Source organism: Williamsia sp. 1138, from assembly GCF_002095435.2.
Taxonomy (GTDB): domain Bacteria; phylum Actinomycetota; class Actinomycetes; order Mycobacteriales; family Mycobacteriaceae; genus Williamsia.
The window spans coordinates 14,908-39,525 of record NZ_MJEJ02000053.1 but is presented as its reverse complement, the minus strand read 5'-3'; the positions used below and the strand labels follow the sequence as shown (position 1 = coordinate 39,525).

The window sequence follows — 24,618 nt, the reverse complement described above, 5'->3', positions numbered from 1 at the left end:
GACTCAGCCGACTGCGAGGCGGTCGAAACGCCCCGGTGATTGAGTTCCGATGGCGTCGGCGGGCCACTGCCGAGCGGGCCACTTCACCTTGCCGCCGGATCCGGTGGCGGGGTACTCGTGCGCGGAACTGATGGGCACATCGATCACATAGACCGTCCCCGACCCCACGCCGCGCTTCACGGCTGCATCCAGGTCGCCGGCATCCTCGACACGCTCACCGTCCGCACCGTAGGCCCGGGCCAGGGCAACGAAGTCGGGATTGTTCAGCGCAGTCCACGACGGCTGTCCGTAGAGGTTGGTCATGAATCCCTTGTTGGCGCCGAGCGCTGAATCGTTGAAGACCACGATGGTCACCGGGATGTTCTCTCGGAGTGCAAGCGCAATCTCATTGTGCGCATAGCCAAATCCGCCGTCACCGACACCGACGACGACGTTGGACTCGGGGCGTGCGAGTTTGGCGCCTAGTGCCATCGGGAAGCCCGCTCCGAGTACGCCGCCGCCGAATGTCGTCACCAGCCGCCGCGACCGCTCTGCTGTGGTGCCCTGGAAGATCCATCCGGTGTTGTTCCCGGCATCGGACACAATCACGTCTTCCGGCGACAGCGCCGACTCGATGGCATCGACTACCCGCCACGGGCTGATCGGGCTCTCATCGACCTGTGCACGCCGGCGCTTCTGCACAACCCACTCTTCTTTCGCCTCAACCACCGCGGCATGATGCGCGCGCTCCTGGTACGGGGCCTCGATGAAGTCCGGGTTCTGCCGCGTTGCCTCGATGATCTGCCGGAGCACGGTACGGGCATCGCCCACAATCCCGATCTCGGGAAAATAGAAGTTGCCTAGCTGATCGGAGTCGGTGTCGATGTGCACCAGTCGTCCTGGCATCGGGGCGGTGAACGATTGCGAGTAGCCCCATTCGGAGATCCTCGAACCGACAGCGATGACGAGATCGGCATCGGCAATCCAGTCGTTGGCGCACCGCCACCCGATCGGTCCGCTCGTCCCGAGGGACAACGGATGCGACTCGGGCAGGATGCCCTGTGACGTCAGAGTTGTCGTCACCGGGATTCCGAGGAGTTCTGCGAGTTGCTTCACCTCGGCATCGGCGCCCGAAGACACCGCCCCACCACCGACGATGAGAACCGGGCGTTTCGCGCCCACTGCGAGGTCGACCACAGCTCGGATCTGCTCGGGGTCGGCTCCCGGGCGGTGCGTCGGCGCCGACCACCCCTTCGGAATGTCCATCTCGGCAATGTCAACCGTCAGATCGAATGGGATATCGACGAATGTGGGACCCGCCGGCGATCCATGTGCTCGCTGAATCGCGCGATTTATGGTCTCGGGTAGCTTGTCCGGCCGCTCCACCCGCGTTGCGTATCGGGTCGTGGGAGCGAGAGATTCGACGTTCGGCATCTCCTGCATCGAATCGCGGCCCTTGAAAGACCCGTCGACGTTGAACCCGAGGTGGACGGACGGAATCCGAGAGAACATCCCCTCGTACAGCGCCATCGGGATCAGCAGCGTTCCGCACGTGTGCCACAGACCGGCGGCCGCAGCTCGGCCTTTGATGTAGTTGTATCCGTTGATGAGATGGGCGCCGCCCAATTCTGTGGCCGGATACATGGTTCGCATACCGGTTCGTTCTCGGGTGGCATCGGCCAGCTCCTGGGTCGTATGACCAATGTAACCGACCAGGAGATCGGTACCACCCTCCTCGAGCGTGTCCAAGATCGCGTCTGCGCCGCGCATAAGAGCCATCGAAACTCTCCTCATTCATTGATCTTGACGCCGTGGCCCGGACCGGCTCACTGCGTAGTACATCGAACGTAACGTCGCTCGCCGACGTCTAACATCTGCATTTGCAAGGGGCCACTAGGCCCCTGGCTCAACGTCCTCGCCACACGGGGTCACGCTGCTCAGCAAAGGCGGCTATCCCTTCCGCTCCGTCGTCGGTGAACTTGAGCATCCGCAGCATCGTCTCTTCCAAACGAAGACCGGAAGTGCGATCCATGTCGCGAGCCCGAATCGCCAATTCCTTGCAGGCTTGCACCGCCAACGGCGGCAGTGCGGCGAGGCGACGTGCGTAATCGGTTGCTGCCGTCAATAATTCGTCCATCGGAACCACCTTGTTGATCAGGCCCCACCGCAGAGCCGTTTCCGCATCGATGGGCTCACCCAGCAGCAGCATCTCCATCGCGATGGGATGGGGCAGTTGCTCGAGTATTCGCTGCGTTCCACCGTTCGCAGGCAGCAATCCTCTTTTGACCTCACTCAGCGCGAAGGTGGCATGGGAGGCAGCGATTCGCAGATCTGTCGCCAACAGGAGGGTGACGCCCCCTCCCATGCAGTATCCGTTGATGGCGGCGACGACAGGTTTGTTGACCTCGAGACCCTTGTTCAGCAATTGGTCCTTCTGCGTCATCCAGAATTCCGACAAGTCGCCAGGAGAACCGACGAAGGATTTCAGGTCGGCTCCCGCGGTAAAGGATCTGTTGCCGGCCCCGGTGATGACAGCAGCGCGAATGTCGACGTCGTCGCGTATCCGGATCCACGCATCCGAAAGTGCCTGATATGTGGGGCCATCCATCGCATTGAGGCGCTCGGGTCGGTTGATCGTCACCGTCGCCACGCCGTCATCCACGTCGAAAATCAAAGACATGTTTCACTCCTACCTTCGTGTGCTTGTCTATTCCTGCTCAGCGGCGGATTCGCCTTCACCGGCGGTGAGAATCGCCTGTGCCATGGTGATCATCGGCCCGTCCACCATGCGTCCTTCGAAGTTGATGACCCCGGATTCTGCGTCACCGACCGCAGCCATCAGACCCGACGCCCACCTGAGCTGATCGTCGTTGGGACGGTATGCCTTCCGGATCAGAGGAATCTGATGTGGATGGATGGCGACCTTTGCCGCAAACCCCATCGCGACGGCCTCGATGCATTCTGTTTCGAGGCCGTCCATATCTGCGATGTCCAGAAACACACCGTCCCATGCGCCGATACGGGCTGCGGCGGCCGCGATCAGTATTCGGCTTCGCGCGTAGTCCACGTGTGGAAGGTACTTGCGGTCACGCCCTCGACTGCTCCAGCCGCCGATATCGGCAGTCAGATCTTCTCCGCCCCACATCAGACCGACGCACCTGTGCACCGCGGCTATCTCGTGGGCCGCCTGGACCCCCCGTGCCGACTCGCACAATCCGATCACCGAGAACTGCGAGAGTGAATCGATCGCTTCTGGATCCTCTGCCTTCGGCACCATCACGGTGCGTACCCCTGATTCACCGATCATCTCCAGGTCTCGTCGGCCCTCCAAGGTGTCAATCGAGTTGACCCTTACCAGTATTCGATCAACTGGCAGGTCGGGAAGCGCTTCGCGCAACGCGGATCGAGCCGCATCCTTCCGAGCGAACGAGACAGCGTCCTCTAGGTCGATGATGACCGCATCTGCTCGTGCAAGTGCTTTGCCATACCGATCGGGGCGGTCTCCGGGACAGAACAACACCGCCGGTCCGAAGGTCGGAACGGTGCGGACGCTCATGGCTGTATCTGCAGGTTCTTCAGCTCTGTTCATGATCACCGCTATTCGAGATTCGTCGCGTCGCCCACACTGATGACCGCGATCAGATCGCCGCCCTCGACCTTCGCCACGCTGGCGATAGCTGCACGCATGATGGTGCCACTGCGCTGTGCAGTGATCGACGCCTCCATCTTCATGGCCTCGATGGTGGCGATCGTGTCACCCATCGACACCGAATCACCTTCCGCCGCGATCAGCGTGACCACCCCTGCGAACGGCGCAGCAAGATGTGCTGGGTCGGAGCGGTCGGCCTTCTCCGCAAGCGGAACCTCAGCGGCGATCGATCGGTCGCGCACTGCCACCGGCCGCAACTGACCGTTCAAGATACACATCACCGTCCTCATGCCGGCGCCGTCAGGCTCGGAGATCGCCTCGAGTCCGATGAGTAGCTCGACCCCTTTCTCGAGCCGCACCCGATGCTCCTCCCCCTGGCGCAGGCCGTAGAAAAACTGGTTGGCGGACAAGCCCGTGAGATCGCCGAATTGTTCACGGTGCGCCTCAAACGCTTTGGTCGGACCAGGAAAGAGCAATCGGTTCAGCACCGCGCGCCGGACAGTTCCGTCTCCGTCGAGTAACTTCTCATCGTCGGGAGACAACGCCACGACTTCCCGCGCCGCGCCCCGCCCCTCGAGTGCCTTCGTCCGAAACGGTTCCGGCCAGCCGGCCGCGGGCGTGCCCAGGTCACCACGTAAGAACCCGACGACAGAATCCGGGATGTCGAAGTCCGCAGCGTTGGCCGCAAGCTCGTCGACAGACACCCCCGAACCAACGAGATGGAGCGCGAGATCACCGACGACCTTGGACGACGGCGTGACCTTGATCAGGCGACCGAGAAGGCGGTCGGCATCGGCATAGGCCTGTTCGATGTCTTCGAATCGGTCACCGAGTCCGAGCGCGATCGCTTGCTGGCGCAAGTTCGACAGTTGACCACCAGGAATTTCATGGGTGTACACGCGCCCTGTCGGGGCCGCCAGCCCCGACTCGAACGGTGCGTACACCATTCGTACCGCCTCCCAGTACGGCTCCAGATCGCAGACCGCGCGGAGATCGAGGCCGGTCGCACGGTCTGTATGTGCTGCAGCAGCCACGATCGCTGACAACGCCGGTTGGCTGGTGGTACCTGCCATCGCCGCGGTGGCTCCGTCGACTGCGTCAGCGCCTGCTTGCCACGCTGCGAGATAGGTGGCGAGCTGGCCTCCGGGCGTATCGTGGGTGTGCACGTGAACGGGTAGATCGAACTCCGACCGCAACGCGGTGACGAGGGTTGCGGCTGCGGGCGGACGAAGCAACCCTGCCATGTCTTTGATCGCCAAGATGTGGGCGCCGGCCTGTACCGCCTGCTCTGCGAGTTTCAGGTAGTAGTCCAGCGTGTAGAGGCTCTCACCGGGGTCAGATAGGTCGCCCGTATACGAAAGCGCGACCTCGGCGACGGCGGTTCCCGTTTCGCGCACCGCGTCGATGGCCGGCCGCATCTGGTCGACGTTGTTGAGCGCGTCGAAGATCCGGAAGATGTCTACCCCGGTTGCTGCTGCCTCGGACACGAACGCCCGCGCGACCTTGTCCGGGTACGGGGTGTACCCGACGGTGTTTCGGCCACGGAGCAGCATCTGCAACGCGATGTTCGGTACGGCCTCACGTAGTGCGGCCAGCCGCTCCCAGGGGTCCTCAAACAGGAAGCGCAGCGCCACGTCGTAAGTCGCTCCACCCCAACACTCGATCGAGAGCAACTCCGGGGTCAATCGAGCCACATGACCGGCGACACCGAGGAGCCCGCTCGTTCGCACTCTGGTGGCCAGCAACGACTGATGGGCATCACGAAACGTTGTATCCGTCACGGCCAGTGGCTTTTGGTTTCTCAGTGCCTGGGCGAACGCATCGGGCCCGAGCTCACGCAGACGCTGACGGCTACCGGGAGGTGGTGGCGCCGTCAGGTCCACGGCGGGCAGCTTGTCGATGGGGTAGACAGTCGACGGACGGTTGCCATGCGGCTTGTTCACTGTCACGTCGGCCAGGTACGTGAGAAGCTTTGTTCCGCGATCGCCGGATGCGCGCGCAGTCAGTAGTTCGGGGCGCTCTTCGATGAACGATGTCGTCACCTCCCCCGCGCGAAAGGCCGGATCGGCCAGAAGACCTTGCAAGAACTGGATGTTGGTGGCAACGCCCCGGATACGGAATTCCGCGATACCACGTTGCGCTCGCCTGACCGCATCGTCGAAAGTCCTTCCACGGCAAGTCATCTTCACCAGCATCGAGTCGAAGTATGCCGATATCTCGGCCCCGACCGTGGTTCCACCGTCCAGTCGGATTCCGGCACCTCCGGGCGTTCGATACGCGGTGATACGTCCGAGATCAGGCCGGAACCCGTTCGAAGGATCTTCCGTTGTGATGCGGCATTGCAGGGCGGCGCCGCGAATGAACATCTCTTCTTGTCGGAGCCCGATCTCCTCCAGCGAATCACCGGACGCGATGCGTAACTGCGCCTGCACAAGATCTACGTCGGTGATCTCTTCGGTGACGGTGTGTTCGACCTGGATCCGCGGGTTCATCTCGATGAATACGTGATTGCCGTCGCGGTCCACCAAGAACTCGACGGTCCCGGCGCAGGAGTAGCCGATCTCCTTGGCGAATGCGACCGCGTCCCGGCACAAACGCGACCGCAAGTCGTCCGAGATGTTTGGCGCCGGTGCGAGTTCGACCACCTTCTGATGCCTGCGTTGCACACTGCAGTCGCGCTCGAACAGATGTATGACATTGCCGTAGGTGTCCGCGAGAATCTGCACCTCGATGTGGCGAGGGTCGATCACCGCCTCCTCGAGAAACACGGTGGCGTCTCCGAATGCCGACTCGGCCTCCCGCCCGGCCGCTTCGATGGCCCCGCGCAGGGCGGCTCGGTCGGGCACGCGGCGCATCCCGCGGCCGCCGCCGCCCGCAACTGCCTTGACGAACAACGGGAACGACATCGATGTCGCCGCATCCATCAGTTCGTCGACATCGGCTGACGGCTCCGACGACTCGAGGACGGGCAAACCTGCGGCTTTTGCCGCCTCGATGGCCCTGGCCTTGTGGCCGGTAAGTTCCAACACCTGCGCGGAGGGCCCGACGAAGGTGATGCCCGCTGCGGCACAGGCAGTGGCCAGATCTGGATTCTCTGACAAGAACCCGTAGCCCGGGTACACCGCGTCTGCCTCGGCCCGGATTGCCGTATCGACGATGTGGGATACTGAGAGATAGTTCCGAACTGGATGGCCCCGCTCTCCGATCTCGTACGCCTCGTCCGCCTTCGTGCGATGAAGGGAGTTTCGATCCTCGAACGGAAAGACCGCTACCGTCGCCACGCCGAGCTCGTAGGCCGCCCGCAGGGCGCGTATCGCAATCTCTCCACGGTTGGCGACGAGCATCTTCGAAAACATGTGATCCTTTGCTAGAGAGTGGCCATCTTTCTTCGCCGGGCCAGGATTCTGGCTACCTACGTCTTGCTGTGACTACGGCTGTTCGATCAATAATACTCAGTATACTGAGTATACTTGGAAAGTTCGACGAAATCCGCGTTCTTCCGACAACCGATCTCACGAGACCGTCAGGGCAATAGATACTTTCGTGGCGCCCTCTACAGAAGGCGAAGACGTCGTGCCGTTGTCACTGCCTCGATGCGCGTATGGGCATTCAACTTGAACAGCACCGACTGCACATAGCTGCGGACCGTGTTCACCGACAGGCATAGTTCACCAGCGATATCTCGGCTCGTCATCCCGTGGGCGACCAGTCGCAACACGTCGTGCTCCCGGGACGTCAGCGACGAAACACCACAACCTGCCGAACGTCTGACCTCATCGGAACTCGACCTCGTCAACCGTGGATCGAGTACCGTCTCGCCCGCGACGACCTTTTCCAAACTCTGGACGATATCCATCTCGATGGTGTCTTTGAAGAGCACGCCGGCAACTCCGGCGTCGAGGCAAGCGTTGATGAGCTGCCTGTCGTCGTGTCCCGTCAACACCACCACTCGGGGTATCGAGCCGCCGTGTAGACGTAGCTCCCGCAAGACATCCGGCGCGAGGTCGTCACCGAGGCGCAGATCCAAGATCAGGATGTCCGGTTCTCGCGCTCGATAGGCCTGCACGCACATCGGCCTGCTGAGTGCCTGCCAGATGACCTCGTAACGCGTTTCGGCAAGAAGCTGGCGGACACCGCGCAGTACCACCGGATGGTCGTCGGCGATTCCAACCGAGAGCCCGGAATCGGATGTGATCGCATGGGCGCTCATGGCAACGCCGGCACCCAAGCCCGGACCGTCAGGCCACCATCCTCGTTCGAAGACACCTGTAACCGTCCACCAAGCAGTGACATGCGATGGCGCAAACTCTTCAGGCCGAACTTGACTCGACCTGCAGACGAGGTCGTGAGCGGCGAGAGGTTCAGCTCACGGTGTCCGCCGCCATCGTCCATCACCGCGACCGTCACCATGTCCACACCGAAGGTCAGCGTCACGGCCACCCCGGAGTCTGGGGCGTGTTTCATGACGTTGTTGAGTGCTTCGGTCACCACACTTCCCAGCGTGTCCGAAGCCGCCTGGTCCAGCAGAAACGGTGTGCCGGCCACACCAAAACTGATGGGAGTCGCGGCTCGCCCATTGAACCTTCTGGTGACGGTCCGCAGTCGCAACGCGAGATCTCGGCCATCAGGGACCGCATCGGTAGCGTCGAGAGCGTCTCGCGCCATCGAATTCGCGGCCCCGGCGAGGGACTCGATCGACCGAAGCTGGTCGTGCAGACGCCGATCGTCCAGCGCTGCGATCTCGCGAGCGCGGCGGGCATTGACCCCGATACCGAACAGTAGCGGGATGAGCTCGTCGTGGACCTCCCGTACCAATCGCTGGCGCTCATCGGCTCGCGCCGCCTCCACGGCCTGAGCCATCTGCATCGAAGCACCGACCATCGGGCTGACCGTGGCGGCTATATCGTTCAGTCTCATCGCATCGTCCTGCGAAATCGTCTTCTCGCCCCGTCGGCCGACAAACAGCAGACCAAGGGCCTCGGCATGGACGAACAGGGGGAAACCCGCTGCGGCCCTGATACCTTCGCGGCGGACCATGACGTCGCGGAACGGAAGCGGCGACTGGACCTGAGCATATTCATCCACATTCACCGGTCGCCGCTGCGACAACGCCAGTCCGCCCAGTCCGGTTCGCACCGGAAAGCGCATTCCGACCATCTCTTCGGTCCGGTTCCCGGCAGTCGCACGGACGACGAGATCCCGCTTGTCCAGGATCGTCATGTTGACCAGATCAACGCCCAGATCTGAGCGGACGTAGTCGGTCACGCGCTGAGCCAGGGCGTCCAGTTCCATGAGACCGAGAGCTGAGAACTGCAACTCCGTTACGGCCTCGGGCTCACGAATCCGAACGGCTTCACTGACTGCAGTCACGCCCGGCCTTCCTTTCTGTATCGGAGTGCCCAGCGGCACAACGACAATCGTCATCTCGACCGTGATGCCCGCTCAACGAGATGAGCTCGTCGTCACCACTCGACCAGCAACCGCGTCAGACCGTAGTTCTGTCCGGTTGTCTTGAACTCCAAGTCCTCAACGGGCATCGCCAGTCGAAGGCCAGGAAGCCGCTGAAACAGCCGGCACCAGGCGACCTGGAGCTCCACACGGGCCAGGTTCTGTCCGACGCACTGGTGCGGACCGAATCCAAATGCGACGTGGTGGCTGATTCCCTCGCGGGTGACATCCAGGTCGTCGAGCGACCGGTCCCCCGAGTCGAACGCCTGCGGATCGCGGTTTGCCGCCATGATCGACATCACCACCCCGTCCCCGGCGCTGATGAGCTCGCCGCCCACCTCGATATCCGCTGTGGCAATCCGGCTTGGTTCGACCTGAACGATGCTGAGGTACCGCAACATCTCCTCCACGGTCGACGGCGCGAGCGCCGACGGATCCGACATCAGGAGACTCAACTGGTCAGGATTTCGCAGGAACGCGAGTATTCCGAGCCCGATCATGTTGGCGGTCGTCTCATGCCCTGCGCCGATGACGAACCGGCCGATGGTGACGATCTCCTCGAACTCCAATTTGCCGCTGGCAACAGTGACATTGACCAATCTCGACAGGAGGCTCTCGTCCGGGTTGTCGACCTTCTTGAGTGCCGTTTCCCTGATCACGTCGAGGACGAAGTGATTGGCCGCAACCCGATCTTCGGGCGCTGAACCCAGATCGAAAATGTTCTCCATGGCTTCGACGACTCGAACCGCATCTGAGTGTTCGACACCGAGGATCTCGCAGATCACTGCAGTGGTGATCTTCAGGGCGAAGTCCTCCACCACATCGACGGGACCTCCTTGCGCGATCATCGCATCGAGGGTCTCGTCGACGATCTCAATGATTCTCGGCCGGTGCCGCTCGGCTTGTTTCGGAGTCAGCGACGAGATCAAGGTCCGGCGTCGCAGTGCGTGTTCGGGACCGTCCATTCGGATGAACAGCCCCGCCTCGGTCTCCACCTGGGTCGGCGCATTGTTGGGATATCCGTGGGCGGTGATGTCCGTGCTGAAACGTGGATCGCTCAGCGCCTGCCGCACATCTGCGTGCCGGCACAGAAGCCATGGCTCCCGCCCGTTCCACGTCTGCACGCGGGTGAGGCCTTCGGACTCGCGCGCACGCTTCAACTCGTCAGCGAGCTCGAACGGCTCATTTCTGATGATGGGGTACGAGGTTCGAGCGGCGGTTTCGGCCACTCCGGCTTTCTCAATCAACGTATCTCCTCGAGGATGTGACTGTTCCCCGCCAAGTGCGCGGAACAAGGAGGGTGGCAGCCCAGCAATCGTCAGTCGCCATCGACGCGAATCACGCTCGCAGGGCAACGATTGGCTGCCTCTTCCACATTGCCACGCTCGGATGCGGGTGCGTCAGGCGAAACGAGGACAACGATGCCGTCGTCCTCACGTTGATCGAAGACGTCGGGTGCCGCCAGAACACACTGGCCGGCACCGATGCAGGCGTCTTCATCGATTTCGATATGCATTCAAACCTCCTAGACAGGGCAACAGAACCAGCGCCGGCCGCAACCGGAACACCGCGCCCATTCGCTGCGCTGACGAACCGGGCTGACCATCGGCTTCAGGGTGGTCGGGCTCCGCCGTGTATTTGTTCAGTACACTGAGTAGTGTACTGGGTCACACCTGGGCGGTCAAGACAACGGGGACGATTCCGCGCGCAGTGGGGTTGACCCCGACCGTCACCCAGCAGGCGGTTTACCGAGGAATGCAGTGCGCGGTTCGACCGTGTCGAGTTGCGCGCAGAACGTGATCTGGAGGACGAACGACTCGATCATCCACCGTGAGGCCGCACGGCGGAACCGCAGCGTATGCGTGCCGCCAATTGCGAGCAGTGTTCCCGAACCACGACCGGTCAGCTCGAAGAAACGCCCCGCCAACACTGCCGTGTCACCGGAAACCTCGACTTCACAGGTCGTTCCGTGATGGCCGGAGTACACCCGATCGTCGTCGGCAGGGCGAGGCGGTGACACCCGCTCGAAGAACTCACGCTTGATGACGTCCCGGCCCCGCCAGGCTCGATCCCCGCTGTCGGCGCCTCGCGCCTCGAAGATCGCGTCGTCGGCGAACATGTCACCGAGTTCCTCGTGGGCGCCGCCGCGGTCGTAGAGGAGCATGTACGAATGCCACAGGGCGCGGAGCGAGTCGGTGTCCTCGAGCCGCTGAACTCGCTCTTCCAAGGACTGCGAATCGCCGGTCAACTCAGCCACCTCCCGCGAGCCGTCACACCCTTACGACAGTGCAGGTCAGACATATGTCGAGTCACCTTCGAACTCTCCTCTCGTTGTGGTCATGTGAGTATTTCACCGGTTGCCGGCGTGCCAGCCCTGTTCGCTCGCAACGGAAGCCCAGACTTCGATCGAGCCGCACCAGCTCTACTTCGACGAGGAACAACAGTTCTACTTCGACGAGGGGCGTCGCAGGAAGATCGTCAACCCCACAGCGAAGATCAGGAATGCACCGTTGAACACGTCCGCGATCCAGCTGTCGAAACCGAGCATCTGGAGCCCGGTGACACCAACAGCCACCAGGTAGATCGCGACCAGCGTTCCGACGACATTGAATCGGCCTAATTTGATCGCGGATGCACCGAGGAACGCGGCCGTGATCGGAGGGAGCAGGTAGGCGCCGCTCGCTGTCGGGTCTATCGACCCCAGCGAACCTGCGGCCAAGATCCCGGCGAGCGCACTGAGCGTGCCCGACACCACGTAAACACCCTGGCGATAGGTGTTGACCCGCAGTCCGGCCAACCGCGCAGCTTCGGCACTGTTGCCGATGAACAGCAGGTAGCGGCCTGTCGGCGTCCACTCGAAGACGTAATAGACGAGTAGCGCGATTCCCCAGCCGATCCAGACAGCCATCGTCAAGTCCAAAAAGCTCATCCGAGTAAAATCCAGTAGCTCCGTCGGCACCGTGGTCATCAGCGCGCCACCACTGATCAAGCTGGCAAGGCCGACCAGGACGGTGAGGGTGCCGAGAGTTGCGATGAAACTGTCGATTCCGATCCGAACAACCAACAAGCCGTTGAGGAGGCCCATGACCGGACCGATCAGAAGCGCCAGCAGACACGCGACGATCGCCGAAACACCATGGGCGGTTAGATAGCCGAGAACGCATCCGGACAGAACCATCACCGCCGACACCGACAGGTCGAAGTCACCGGCACGCAGCGGAATGACGATGGCGATCGACAAGAGCAGAATCGTCGCCTGTCCGATGATGAGGACGCGGACGTTCGTGGTCGTCGCGAATGTGTCCGGTGCAGCAATGCTGAACACGACACAGAGCACGACGAACAGGAATGGCACCGCCCAAGGGCCCAGAGATGTCAGCATGCCCGTCCGGACGCGAACGTCTCTGTTCGGGGCCGATGGGGGCGGTGGCTCAACGCTCGACGGGACCGGAGAATTCGACTCCGATTGATTTCCAGAAATCATGGCTAATTTCCCTACTCGACGACTGATGATTGTTGCGACAGTGTGAGGATCCGGTCCTCGGAGACCTCGCTACCCGTAAGAGTCGCCGAGATGGATCCGTACCTCATGACGTGGACGCGGTTGCACAACTGGGCGACCTCCTCGGCATCCGACGAGAAGACGACCACGGCCGCACCATCAGTTGCCGCCTGCCGGACCACATTGAGAATCTCCTTCTTGGCCCCCACATCAACCCCCTGGGTGGGCTCATGGAGAAGCAGTACGCCTGGCCGCTGCCGAAGGGCACGAGCCATCACCACTTTCTGTTGATTCCCGCCGCTGAACTTGGTGATCTCCAACGATGGCCGCAGAGGACGTACTCCGAAGTCGTGCAGGGCACTGTCCGAGAACCCGTGTTCGGTCGCCCGTCGCAGGCGCCATCTCCGCCAGAAGTCCTTCAGGAATGGAAGCGTCAAGTTCTCCGAGGCCGAGCCCCCAAGCCACAGCGCGTCCCGCTGCCTATTACCTGGGACCAGTTGCATCCCCAGCTGTTTGGCCGAGCGAGGTTCACCATCGGTCGCCACGCCGTCGACGGTGACCTCACCGGACAGGCGCGTGCGCCCCCCAGCCAGCAAATACGGCACATCGTCCTGTCCCATACCCGTCAGCCCCGTTATTCCCACGATTTCTCCCTGGCGCGCCTGAAAACTCAATTCCGACACGGGACCGTGGGTCATTCGATTCACGTCGAGCCGCACAACCTTGTCAGAGCTCTCGGGTTTGTCCGGATAGAACTCACCGATCTCATAGCCGAGCATAAGTTCGACGATCTCCGCCTCCGAGGCACTCGACGACTCGCGCGTTGCGACGATTTTCCCGTTGCGGAGAACGCTGATTCGGTCACACACACTGAGCACTTCGTTCATATGATGGCTGATGTAGAGGACAGCAGTCCCGTTGCCGGCCATCGTCCTAAGCAGTTCCAGGAGCCGAAGCGACTCACCTCGCGGCAGCGCCGCCGTCGGCTCGTCCAGAATGATGACCTTGCGCTGGTCTCCGTCGCCGAGTTGCCTCAGCGCACGAAGGATCGCCACGACCGTTCGCTCCGCAGGCGACAACGTACCGACGAGCCGGTGAGGATCGAGCGCGAAACCGAATTGTTCACAGAGCTTTCCGACGACCTCCGCTTCACGTCGGGAGCTGATGGGCGCGGTGAGTGGCCGTTCGTAGCCCGTGGATATTCCGGTGTTGTCGGCCACCGACATCGACTCGACCAGAGCCAGATCCTGATGGACAATTGCCAATCCGTGTTGCTGGGGGTCACGCACGGGCAGGTTCATCGCATTGCCGTGCAGCCGGACTTCCGAACCACTGTCCGGCGTATGGATACCGCCTAAGATCTTGACCAATGTAGACTTGCCAGAACCATTTTCGCCGACGAGTCCGTGTATCTCACCTTGTCCGATGGACAGATCAACATCGTGCAGGACCTTGACGTTGCCGAACGTCATGGACACACTCTTCGCTGCCAGTGCAAGTTTCGTCACTATGATGCCACTCTCCGGATTCGGTCCGACCCACGTTTCGGGTAACGCATCAGTGCCCCTCCAAGGTCTCTGCACGGTGCCTGAAAACTGCGCATCCGAGGGTTGCACACATTTTGTTGATTACTCCTTCATCGGTGCCAGGCTGCTGATCTCAATACCGACGAGCCCATGAGCAGCAGGAAGAGTATGGAGACGGACCGCTTCTCGGACTCTCACACACCCACGGGTCGGAGTCCTGCGTGGTCGGTTGCATCGAACAAATTACTCAGTGTGCTGATGAGTTGACGAAAATGTAGCCCCTTCCAGGGGGTGTGTCAACCGTCACAGCGACGAGGTGCAGTCTTACTTCATGAGCTTCGAACATCAAAGCGCCCGGCTCGTCCTGGAGCCTGGTCGCGAAAAGGATCGAGCACACTGTTCACGACCATGAAGGTATCCATCGTGGCCAGGTCGAAGCCCCCGCTTGTGGATCAGATGGAGTCCGCTTTAAGTCCGTAGTTGTCGACAGGACCCTCAAGACGCCGGCGAAGGTGTAATTACCAACCACCCAACCTTGGGATTTCCATTGGAGAGGGTGATGCCCGCCAATGCCCCTGGCGCGGTTCAGCTCGGCGCCTTCCGAGTCCGCGCTGGAGGCGCGCCTTCGACGGAAGTAAAATGAGGGGAAGTACTAGCCACTTCTCGCTCTCTGCGGGGTGCAGGACGGGTCCACCGGCGGCGGCCCGCAGAATCGACCACTCTTGTGTATCCGGTGCTCATCAGCGCGCCACTCAGCGGCCGCTGACTGATCGTAATCACCGTTAGGCATCCCCGGCTTTACCCAACTGTGAAGAAATGGTGCTGCGGACCCGGAGAAGGCAGCCAGGCCATTCTTAGTTCGGCCTCTCGTCACGACTGCCCTACTCGAGCTCCGAATTGGACACGCAGCTGTCGTTGGGTGCCGCACGCCACCCTATTGCTCAAGACCCTGAACCCAGGGATTGGTGACCTTTAACTGGTTCCGCGCCGCTGATGTACGCCACCTCGGCCACCGGCGCCGCAGCACCCACGTCCACGCCCGCTCCGCGAAAACCCTACTGGACCTTCGGTTGCCACAACGCCTCTGAGTACGCTCTCGAAGAGAGCCTACCCACATCACCGCGTGCGAAGGACTCCGCAGAGACGGGGTTGCGACGCAGGACTCGCCACGCAAGCCTCGCAGCAAATCCCGCAACCCGACTAGAAGACGACCGACACCAGTACGACGCGGATGTGCCGGAGTTCCTCATGTTCGATCAATGGCGCCGACTCAGTAGTGTTTCTTCGCATCTGGTTACTCGAGCCCGCCGCAAGTCAGATTCATCAGTGGAACCGATGATGAGGCACCGAGCTTAGGCCGGTGTTCAGTCTGCTCTGTCATCAGTACGGGGAAGAACCACCGTCGACATTGATTGTCGTCCCAGTGACCCCGGCTCCGGCCGGCGACGCAAGGAAGAGTGCCGCTGCAGCCACCTCTTCGACGGTAACCGCCCGCCGAATCGCCGAATCTTTCACCAATTCTGTTATGAGGGAGTCGATATCGGGCAAACCAAGGACCTCAGCAGTCCGCGGACCGGTCTCGTACAAAAGGTCAGTGATCACCAGGCCGGGGCAGATCGCATTCACGGTAACTCCTTCGGTGCCGACCTCATGCGCGCATCCCTTAGTGAGACCAATCATCCCGTGTTTGGCAGCCACGTATCCCGGCAGACCTGGCGTACCACGTTTGCCCTCCAAGGATGACATGTTGATGATCCGACCGGACTTCTGTGGAAGCATATGTGCAAGGGCGGCCCGCATCGACCAGAAGATCGACGTCAGATTCAGGTTGAGTTCGTAATCCCACTCCTCATCCGTCATCGAGGCCAGCGGCGCTGTGTCCCTCAGGCCGCCTTGGTTGAGAACCGCGATGTCCAGGCGACCGAAATGTTTGACAGCACCGTTGATTACTCCCTCGACGTCACCCTTGATCCCGGCATCGCCCTGAATGAAGTGAACTCGATCGCCGAATCCCGCTGCGGAGATTTCTTCAATCGCCGTTCGACCCTTATTCGCGTTGCGGCCATTGATGACCACCGACGCACCCTCTGCGAGAAAGGCCTCCGCCACTCCCCGCCCAATGCTTCGGGTACCGAATGTAATAGCAGCTACCTGCCCGTCGAGCAATCCCATTAACTTCTCTCCTTTGGTCGGACTTTGTCAATCGAATACGTGCGCGGTCCAAGTCCGGACGCGACACAGGTCAAGAGGTTCTCATTGTTGATGATCCGCACCGGCGACTCGCCTGTAGCGAGCCGGGCCGGGGTCGAGTGTGGGCCAGGCTCAGCGCCCACAACCCAACCCCTCCGCATCTATCCCTCAGGTGTCAATGGAATTTCGATGTATGCCAACCGGTTTCCGGTGAACTGACCGAATGCAATTATTCCGGGACGGGCGGAATTCAGGTCACACGGCGCAGAACTGGGCGTCGGCGTGGTCAGATAGTCATCCACCTTCGTGACTGTGTCGAAACGCCCGAGTTTGTCTCCGTTCCGATACATTCCGGTCACGAAGTAAAGCTTTCCGTCACTACCGAACCGCATGGCGCCGGGATCCAGCGTGGGGCCGCCATTCAACACAAATTCCTCGATCTCGCCAGTCCCGGGATCGAGTCGGCCGAGTTTCTGGGCTCCGCTTTCAGCAAACCACAGGTACTTACCATCGGGCGACCGCGTAAGCCCCCCCACCAAGGCGTCCGGCGTAGGGACCTTATATAGTTTGATTTCCTTCGTGAATACGTCGAGAAGCCCAATTTCATTGCTGTTCCAGGCACTGAACGCTATGGTGTTTCCTGGGCCGGGCTGCATACAGAAGAGACCAGAGCGCGGCGTTTCCAGATCCCATTTCGTAAATGTCTGTTCTTCCATGTCGAAGCGGCCGATGGCGTTTATGCCGGCCATTAGGAAGTACAGGTGGCCATCTTTGCCGAAGCTCATGTCGAAAACGGTGGCGGTGCCAAAGGTATGCGTGCCTCGGCCCTCTGGCCCGACATCGTAGATGCGCGCCCACGGCAGCTCGAAGTTGGTGAGCGTTTCAGTTTTGGGGTCCAAACGCCCGATCCCGTTACCGTGCACCTGCCCGTACCAGATGGTACCGTCCGGTGCCTTTTCCATCGGCCCTGGCGCCGCCGATTTGTTTGGGACTGGTATTTCAGTTATCTCATGAGTGTCGAAGTTGATCTTCGCGATTTTATTGCCACTAACCTGAGCAGTCCACATATTGCCCATATCGTCCCACTCGACCTCGCACGGGTAGCACCCGATCGTCGGAAACTCCGGCAAATCGATGATCGGGCCCCATGCCTGCACGGGCGGGGCTACGTCCTTTGACATTATCTTCCTCTCGTAGACTGTTTGAGCGAAATGGCTTTACTTATGCGTTCAAGACCATTCGTAGATCGAATCGGGCCATGCGTCCTGCGCTGTAATCGAGGAACTGTGATCGTCCTGAATTCACGGCATCCATTGCGTTGCGCGCTCATGGGGGCGCGCGGCAAGGCCGGCCAGGCGTGAGGGCACTCGCTACTTTCTCGGAGGAGTCGGGATCGGTCCCTCCGAGCATCGTGCCCCCGGTCACCAGGTGCTGTCGAGATCCTGGAATTCTCGTCCTACCGTCCAGACAACGTTCACGTCGCTCGGATTTGTCAGCCGTAGGGCGGGCATCCGTAGCAGCACCTCTTCGAGCACGATCTGCATCTCCAGACGTGCTAGTGGGGCACCAACGCAGCGATGAATACCTGCACCGAATGCAATATGCTTCTCACTGTTTTCTCGATCGAGGCGGAAGTCTTCCGGGTTATCGAATACATCGGGGTCTCGGTTCGCAGATCCCCACATGAGCATCACCCGATCACCTTCGGGGATTGTCACGTCGTCGACTGTACTGTCGTGCTTAGCCATTCGCCCCAAGCCAAACAGTGGCGTCTCGATACGCAATGCCTCCTCAACTGCTACGGAAACCAGCGACGCGTCTTCGATCAACTGATCGCGCACCTCAGAATCTTGAAAGACACGATAGAGAAGGCCTCCAATCCCGCCGACGGTTGTTTCGTGCCCGGCTCCGAGGAGCAGAAATGCGAGTGAGACTGCGTCTTTATGTGGAATAACTTCGCCATCTATAACTAGAGCGGCGAGGTCAGAGAGCATGTCTCCCTGAGGATCCGCACGCCGTTCTTCGATTCGGTCGCTGAGATACCTCAGGACGTCATTTGCGGCAGCGCCTGCACCTTCTTTGTCACCGACCTGAGCGAGACGAAGTGTTGTCGCCTCGCGTTCGCGGAACCAGTCCCAGTCTTTCTCTGGAAGTCCGAGAATAAGTGCGATAACCATCGGCGGAACTGCAGCCGCAATCGCTGCCAAGTCACCCTTTCGGTGGTCGACCATCTCATCGATGAGAGTCGTAACGATCCGGCGGACCTCCGGTTCTAGCTCTTGCATGCGTTTTGCAGTGAACCACCCCTGCAGAGGTCTCCGGTATTTCCGGTGTTCAGGGTCGTCCTGCTCGATGCAGATGACCGGTGGTTGTGGAATCACCGGGATTGTCATACCGCTAGCACTGCTGAAGATTTGGGGCTTGAGCGCAGCGTCGAATACATCTTGGTACCGCGACAGTATCCAGAAGCCGTCGAAGCTGTCGCTGTGTGCCACGGGACACTTGGAGCGCAGGTCTGCAAAGAACTCTCCTGGATCCTTAGCCACCTCCGGCTCGGTCAGTCGAAAACGAATCGAGTGCGCTTGGGCGTCGTCGGCGGGAGCGACAGTTTCAGCCACGGTGTTCCTCCGGAGGAGTTGTATGGGAGACGAACTTGGTACATCCTGAGCGATCCTCGGTCGAGTATTGCTCAGTGTACTGACAAGTTTAGTGTCTGATGCCACTCTGTCAACCCTTGACATTGACATACGGCAGGTTTTCTATGCCCAGACGGGCAGTCCTGACCGCGACAGACAGAACTACTGCCATAGTCGAGGGCTCCGCCCGCACAATCCGACCGAGGCTCAGCGACAGGAGCACCCCACCGAATGGTGATGGTGGCCCGGTGTGATGCGGTCCTAATCGATTTGCACCAGGTAGTCAACTGTTCAGCGGCGGTGAGCCAGTACCGCACGAAGAGACTGATGCGTAGGAGCATCCGGAACATGTGCAGACTTTCGTGAGGCAAATTCGGCCCTCAGCACAGGTAGCACTTCCTCGCCGAGAAGATCGAGTTGCGCTAGAACCCTCTTGAGCGGCAACCCCGCGTGGTCGATCAAGAACAATTGACGTTGATAGTCACCGGCGTAGTCTCTGAAGCCAAGCGTTCGATCGATGACCTGCTGAGGGGAGCCTACTGTGAGTGGAGTCTTCTGCGTGAACTCTTCCAAGGAACGCCCGTTGCCGTACAGCGGCGCCTTGTCGAAGTATGGACGAAACTCGCTGACCGCGCGCTGACTGCTGCGATGCATGTACACCTGGCCACCGAGTCCGACGATCCCTTGACTGTAGGTGCCGTGGCCGTGGTGTTCGAAACGGCGGCGGTAGAGGTCCACCATCCGCGCAGTATGTGCGATCGGCCAGAAGACATGGTGCGCAAAATAGCCGTCACCGTAGCGGGCGGCCGTTTCGGCCACCTCGGGGCTGCGCACTGACCCGTGCCACACGAACGGGGGTACACCGTCGAGTGGACGAGGGGTAGCGGTGAAGCCAGCGAGCGGGGCTCGAAAACGACCGGCCCAGTCAACGCCTTCATTTCGCCACAGTTGATGAAGGAGCGCATAGTTCTCGGAAGCGAGTTCTATGCCGTGTCGAATATCTTGACCGAACCAGGAGTAGACCGGTACTGCGTTCCCGCGACCCAGCATGAGGTCCAGCCTGCCATCCGAGAGATGCTGAAGTTGAGCGTAGTCTTCAGCAATCTTGACCGGATCGGTCGTGGTGATCAGTGTCGTTGCGGTTGACAAGATAATTCGTTTCGTCCTAGCCGCAATGAACGCGAGTGTCGTCGCCGGTGACGTCGCCGCAAAAGGCGGACCGTGGTGCTGGCCGAGTGCTACTACATCGAGGCCGACCTCTTCTGCCTTAACTGCGATCTCGACGGTTGCCTTGATGCGTTGATGTTCGGTCGGAGTGACCCCACTGGTGGGGTCTGTTGTCACGTCACCGATGCTGAAGATCCCGATCTGCATCGCTGCGACTCCTCGCTCTCGGTATGGCCACCTGGCCGTTCATCATCGGGCCGGGCAGGCCTCGACCTCCGGCACTACGTCCATCCGCATCATCTGCACACGTGCTGCGCGGCCCAGTGAGACAGACCCTCCCCTCCGGGGCTGCCCACGTCAACCGTCCACGCATCGTGACATTTCCGACACTCCGCTTCTACCGGCGTCATGGACGTTGGATGACAGCTGACAATACGAATCGTGGGTTCAAATTCATCCGGAAACTGGTCGGAGGGCGCCGACGGCGCGTCCGACCGGAACCCCTCGGGAACGATGACTATGATGCGCGCGGTGCGATCTCCGGCGACCTGGAATGCGTGTCCGGTCCCAGGATACGTTGTGACAAAATCCCCAGGGCACAACGAGACTTCGTCACCATTACTGAAGGTCATGACACCTTCGCCGTCAACGAGGATGTAAATCTCCTCGACGTCTCGGCCGGTCGGGAAATCGCGATGGATGTGAAGCCCGATCGAATCCCCTGCCACCCCTGCGGGTATTTCGAGCAAGCTCATCTGCAACCGCCCGGGCCCACGATTGAACGCAGCCGCGGCCCCGATTGCAGTCTTCGCGCCATGCGCCTTGACCTCGTGCATTGTCGCGTTGTCGAAGGAATAAGCCTGCCAGCCACGGCCATAGTTCTGATCCATAGTCACTTAGTCTCCTTTGTGATTCGGCTCGACACCGACACCCGCCGGCGCCGAGGACACACCGCAATGCTGGGCCTCCGCCCAGCACGCACTTGACTCCAAGTGTGACGAACACTACCTTTCCTCAGTGTACTGATCAATATTGATGGTCGCCGATTCGCCTCGAGGGCCAGCGCCCAGACCTCTACTACTAAAGCTTGGATCCGATGGACAAGAGACACCCGAACCGGATTGTGATCGTCGGTGCGTCCGCGGCCGGCCTCACTGCCGCCGAGACGCTCCGTAAAGACAACTTCAACGGCGACATTGTGATGGTTGGAGCCGAGAACGCCGCCCCGTATATGCGGCCACCGCTATCGAAGCAGCTCCTTGCTGGAACCTGGACCGAGGACCGGGCGCAGTTTCGCTCACCCGACAAGCTAATGGCCTTGAATGCCCAATGGCGCCTCGGAAGCGCTGCAGTACACCTCGATCGTGAAGCCCAGCGGGTTGAGATGGCCGACGGCTCCAGCATCGAATACGACGGCTTGATAATCGCGACCGGCGTGAATCCGCGCCGCTTCCCAGACACTGCCGGCATCGACGGGGTTCACATCCTCAGGACCACCAGTGACGCTCGCGCGCTCCGAAAGGACTTTGCACCGGGACGTCGATTGGTTGTGATAGGGGCGGGGTTCTTGGGTTGCGAGGTCGCCGCAGTGGCAAGGAAATCGCAGCTCCACGTCACCATCGTCGACCCCCTGACGACTCCAATGATGCGCCAACTCGGCGAAGAGATCGGGGACCACGTTGCGACGTTACATCAGTCCCATGGTGTAGAGATGGCTCTCGGCAGTGAGGTGGCAGCACTTCGCAGCCACCACGGTCAGGTGACGGGCGTCGCGATGAACGACGGATCGGTGATAGACGCAGACCTCGTGCTGATGGCCATCGGATCAACCCCCAGCATCGACTGGCTGGCCGACAGCGGCCTTTCGCTCACTAACGGAGTGGACTGCGACGAGTTCTGTGTCGCAGCACCGGGAATCGTCGCGGCTGGCGACGTTGCCAGCTGGCACCATAGGGTCTACGGACGCCGAATGCGCTTGGAACATCAGACCAATGCGCTCGAACAAGCAACTGTCGCCGCACGCGCACTGGTGAGTGCGCGCAAAGAACCATTCGCACCAATTCCGTTCTTTTGGAGTGATCAATTCGACGTGAAAATCCAGGTTTACGGGATACCGCACAATGCCGCCACCGTGTCGATTACCCGCGGCGATCCTTCACAGGGACGTTTCGCAGCCGTCTACAGGCATAGAGGCCGGATGGAAGCAATTCTCACCTGGAACTTACCTCGAGAGACCATTCGGTTACGCCAGGAATTGCTGTCTGACATGGCCTTACGGCCAATTACATCGGGTCTATGAGCTCTTCGGAGCTCGGAAACTTCGCGCCGGGGCAATACCGCCGCACCGGCCATCAGCTTCATTGCACGTCTTAGTTAGTCAAACGTTTCGTCAGCTGCAACTCGCGGTATGTGTTCCGGGCCAAGTTGCGAGATTAGGAGATTCTGTGCCGCATGTGATAACGCAGCCGTGTTGCAACGATGCCAGTTGCATCAGCGTCTGCCCGGTCAATTGCATTCACCCAACGCCGAATGAGCCCGAGTTCATAAATGCTGAAATGTTGTACATTAATCCTGAGACGTGTATCGATTGTGGTGCTTGCATAGACGCGTGCCCCGTCGAGGCGATTTTCCCAGATGACGCGCTCTCAGAGCCCCAGGAGCGTTATCAGCAGATCAACGCCGACTATTACACCGACCACACCATCTCCGGCTCAGTGTTTTCTCCGCACCAGAAGGCACATGTGCCCCCCGGCGTCGAACTTCATGTGGCGATCGTTGGGGCCGGTCCTGCCGGGTTCTACGCGGCTGAAGAGCTCGTCAAGCACTCGGCAATCCACGTCGACATGTTCGACCGACTCCCAACCCCCTATGGCCTCGTACGTGCTGGCGTTGCCCCCGACCACCAATCAACGAAAGGCGTAGAAAAGGCCTTCACCGCGACCGCCGCGAAACGAACGTTTCAATACTTCCTGAACGTAGAGGTCGGCAAACACATCACCCATAGTGAATTGCTTAACCACTACGGTGCAGTGATATACGCTCATGGCGCGGTCACCGCCAAGCATATGGGAATCGAAGGTGAAGATCTTCCTGGTTCGTTCGCGGCTAGCGATTTCGTGGCCTGGTACAACGGACATCCGGATTTCGCTGACCATGTATTCGATCTGAGCACAGAGCGGGCGGTGATCGTCGGCAACGGCAACGTGGCTTTGGACGTCGCACGGATTCTGCTTGACGATCCCGATAATCTGGCCAAGACCGACATCGCCGATCACGCGTTGGACAAGCTCCGATCGAGCAACATTAAGGAAGTCGTTCTGCTGGGCCGGCGGGGGATCGCGCAGGCGGCCTATACCAACGCAGAATTTTTAGCGATGGGCGATTTGACGGGGGTCGATATCGTTATCGAACCCGAGGAACTCGTGCTCGACGTAGCCAACCAAAAGGCTCGAGAAGACGGCTCCCTTGAATCCACAATCGCGACCAAGGTGCGAATCGCAGAAGAGTTCGCCAACCGGCCTCTGACCGGTGGAAATAAGCGTCTTATATTACGCTACATGGTCTCACCCACAGCCATCGTGGGTTCGGAGGCTGGCGTCGAGCGGATTCGATGTGCGCGCAACGAATTTTTCGAAGCTCCAGACGACTCTACCGACAATTTTGACCGTCCCCCGAGGCCCAGCTCGGGGCTGATCAGCGTCAGGCCGACCGGTCAGATGTTCGATATATTCACCGGCGCAGTCATGCGCTCAGTCGGATACACCGGACATCCTTTGAACGGTTTACCATTCGATGGAGCACGAGGCGTAGTGCCCAACGAAGAAGGACGAGTCATCGATCCGCTCCGAGGTGAGCGGACGGAAGGGGTGTACGTCACCGGCTGGATAAAGCGCGGCGCTACCGGTGGCATCGGCATCAACCGCATATGTGGTCAGGCGTCAGCAAGGGCTGTTATTACCGACTTCATCAAGGGCGAACTACCCCAGCCGGCGAAATCCTGTGAGCACGTCCTCGATCTGATTGCAGAGCGGGGGGCTGAACGAATCGACGGCGCCGGGTGGAAGAAAATCGATCTCGCCGAAAGGAACGCCGGCAAGAGTACCGGTCGTCACCGTGTCAAGTTAGTCACAACCGAGGCATTGATCGCCGCGGCCCAAGCCTGATGAGCGATGAGCGATCGAACTGATGAAGCCGTAGTGCCCCACCACTTAAGGAGAGAGATCTTGCGATATGGCCACGAAGTTTCACTGCTGCGAGTTCTACGACGTGACTTCTATCGCGGGACGACCTTCTACTTTACTGAGTCTGACTGGCGTCTCCTTGCGATGGATTCGAGCGAAAAAATGCATCTAACTGTGAAAACTTCGGCAAACTAAAACTTTGTTATGTTAAGGACCTCGCTGCACACCGTGGAGCCGAGCCCGCCGGCCTTCCCGGCATCTGACCGTTGGCGGCATCGGACTATCTTCACTGTCGAAGTGCTCTGTGCGCTGCGCATGAGATAGCCGGACGTACAGAAGA

At 60.4% G+C, this 24,618-nt stretch carries 18 protein-coding genes; 2 read left to right on the top strand and 16 right to left on the bottom strand.

All coding sequences use genetic code 11. The features are described from left to right. Window positions 1–3: 3 nt before the first annotated feature. From BH683_RS25160 to BH683_RS25085, 16 genes are all read right to left on the bottom strand, one after another. Entirely contained in the window at window positions 4–1,758 is a 1,755-nt protein-coding gene (locus tag BH683_RS25160; RefSeq protein ID WP_168187123.1) for a thiamine pyrophosphate-binding protein, read from the bottom strand. Window positions 1,759–1,885: 127 nt separating this feature from the next. Further along, window positions 1,886–2,659, bottom strand: coding sequence for an enoyl-CoA hydratase/isomerase family protein (locus BH683_RS25155; protein WP_084839039.1), 774 nt, complete (start codon window positions 2,657–2,659; stop codon window positions 1,886–1,888). A gap of 27 nt (window positions 2,660–2,686) precedes the next feature. Continuing rightward, a complete protein-coding gene (locus BH683_RS25150) occupies window positions 2,687–3,535 on the bottom strand; it encodes a CoA ester lyase (RefSeq protein WP_084839038.1) in 849 nt (282 codons plus the stop codon). Between the two features lie 41 nt (window positions 3,536–3,576). Beyond that, the gene (locus BH683_RS25145) at window positions 3,577–6,984 is read right to left on the bottom strand and encodes a pyruvate carboxylase (protein ID WP_084839037.1); all 3,408 of its coding nucleotides are present in this window, start codon (window positions 6,982–6,984) and stop codon (window positions 3,577–3,579) included. Between the two features lie 197 nt (window positions 6,985–7,181). Next, a complete protein-coding gene (locus BH683_RS25140; RefSeq protein ID WP_094647754.1) occupies window positions 7,182–7,838 on the bottom strand; it encodes a response regulator transcription factor in 657 nt (218 codons plus the stop codon). Further along, entirely contained in the window at window positions 7,835–8,998 is a 1,164-nt protein-coding gene (locus BH683_RS25135; protein ID WP_168187122.1) for a GAF domain-containing protein, read from the bottom strand. The genes BH683_RS25140 and BH683_RS25135 overlap by 4 nt, the downstream gene beginning before the upstream one ends. A 92-nt stretch (window positions 8,999–9,090) precedes the next feature. Beyond that, entirely contained in the window at window positions 9,091–10,323 is a 1,233-nt protein-coding gene (locus BH683_RS25130) for a cytochrome P450 (protein WP_143696128.1), read from the bottom strand. Between the two features lie 71 nt (window positions 10,324–10,394). After that, the gene (locus BH683_RS25125) at window positions 10,395–10,592 is read right to left on the bottom strand and encodes a ferredoxin (protein WP_084839033.1); all 198 of its coding nucleotides are present in this window, start codon (window positions 10,590–10,592) and stop codon (window positions 10,395–10,397) included. Window positions 10,593–10,805: 213 nt separating this feature from the next. Then, window positions 10,806–11,333 carry a nuclear transport factor 2 family protein gene (locus tag BH683_RS25120; RefSeq protein WP_084839032.1) on the bottom strand — a complete coding sequence of 176 codons (528 nt, stop codon included), beginning with the start codon at window positions 11,331–11,333 and terminating at the stop codon, window positions 10,806–10,808. Between the two features lie 189 nt (window positions 11,334–11,522). Further along, window positions 11,523–12,458, bottom strand: a complete 936-nt coding sequence (locus BH683_RS25115; protein ID WP_168187121.1) for an ABC transporter permease — start codon at window positions 12,456–12,458, stop codon at window positions 11,523–11,525. A 113-nt stretch (window positions 12,459–12,571) separates the two neighbouring features. Then, window positions 12,572–14,050, bottom strand: coding sequence for a sugar ABC transporter ATP-binding protein (locus BH683_RS25110; RefSeq protein ID WP_094647772.1), 1,479 nt, complete (start codon window positions 14,048–14,050; stop codon window positions 12,572–12,574). A gap of 1,434 nt (window positions 14,051–15,484) precedes the next feature. Beyond that, window positions 15,485–16,276: an SDR family NAD(P)-dependent oxidoreductase gene (locus BH683_RS25105; RefSeq protein ID WP_084839029.1), complete on the bottom strand. Its 792-nt coding sequence runs from the start codon at window positions 16,274–16,276 to the stop codon at window positions 15,485–15,487. Window positions 16,277–16,455: 179 nt separating this feature from the next. Next, window positions 16,456–17,475 carry a hypothetical protein gene (locus BH683_RS25100; RefSeq protein ID WP_084839028.1) on the bottom strand — a complete coding sequence of 340 codons (1,020 nt, stop codon included), beginning with the start codon at window positions 17,473–17,475 and terminating at the stop codon, window positions 16,456–16,458. 240 nt (window positions 17,476–17,715) lie between these two features. Then, window positions 17,716–18,912, bottom strand: a complete 1,197-nt coding sequence (locus BH683_RS25095; protein ID WP_168187120.1) for a cytochrome P450 — start codon at window positions 18,910–18,912, stop codon at window positions 17,716–17,718. 309 nt (window positions 18,913–19,221) lie between these two features. After that, window positions 19,222–20,304, bottom strand: a complete 1,083-nt coding sequence (locus BH683_RS25090; RefSeq protein ID WP_084839026.1) for a CE1758 family FMN-dependent luciferase-like monooxygenase — start codon at window positions 20,302–20,304, stop codon at window positions 19,222–19,224. 89 nt (window positions 20,305–20,393) lie between these two features. Continuing rightward, window positions 20,394–20,987, bottom strand: coding sequence for a cupin domain-containing protein (locus BH683_RS25085; protein WP_084839025.1), 594 nt, complete (start codon window positions 20,985–20,987; stop codon window positions 20,394–20,396). A gap of 206 nt (window positions 20,988–21,193) precedes the next feature. On the opposite strand from BH683_RS25085, the gene BH683_RS25080 reads away from it, so the two are divergent. Together BH683_RS25080 and BH683_RS25075 are read left to right on the top strand one after the other, a co-directional pair. Continuing rightward, window positions 21,194–22,396 (top strand): FAD-dependent oxidoreductase, encoded by a 1,203-nt coding sequence (locus tag BH683_RS25080; protein WP_084839024.1) that lies wholly within the window; start codon window positions 21,194–21,196, stop codon window positions 22,394–22,396. A 145-nt stretch (window positions 22,397–22,541) separates the two neighbouring features. Beyond that, on the top strand, window positions 22,542–24,260 hold the full coding sequence (locus tag BH683_RS25075) for an FAD-dependent oxidoreductase (protein ID WP_084839023.1): 1,719 nt from the start codon (window positions 22,542–22,544) through the stop codon (window positions 24,258–24,260). Window positions 24,261–24,618 lie beyond the last annotated feature (358 nt).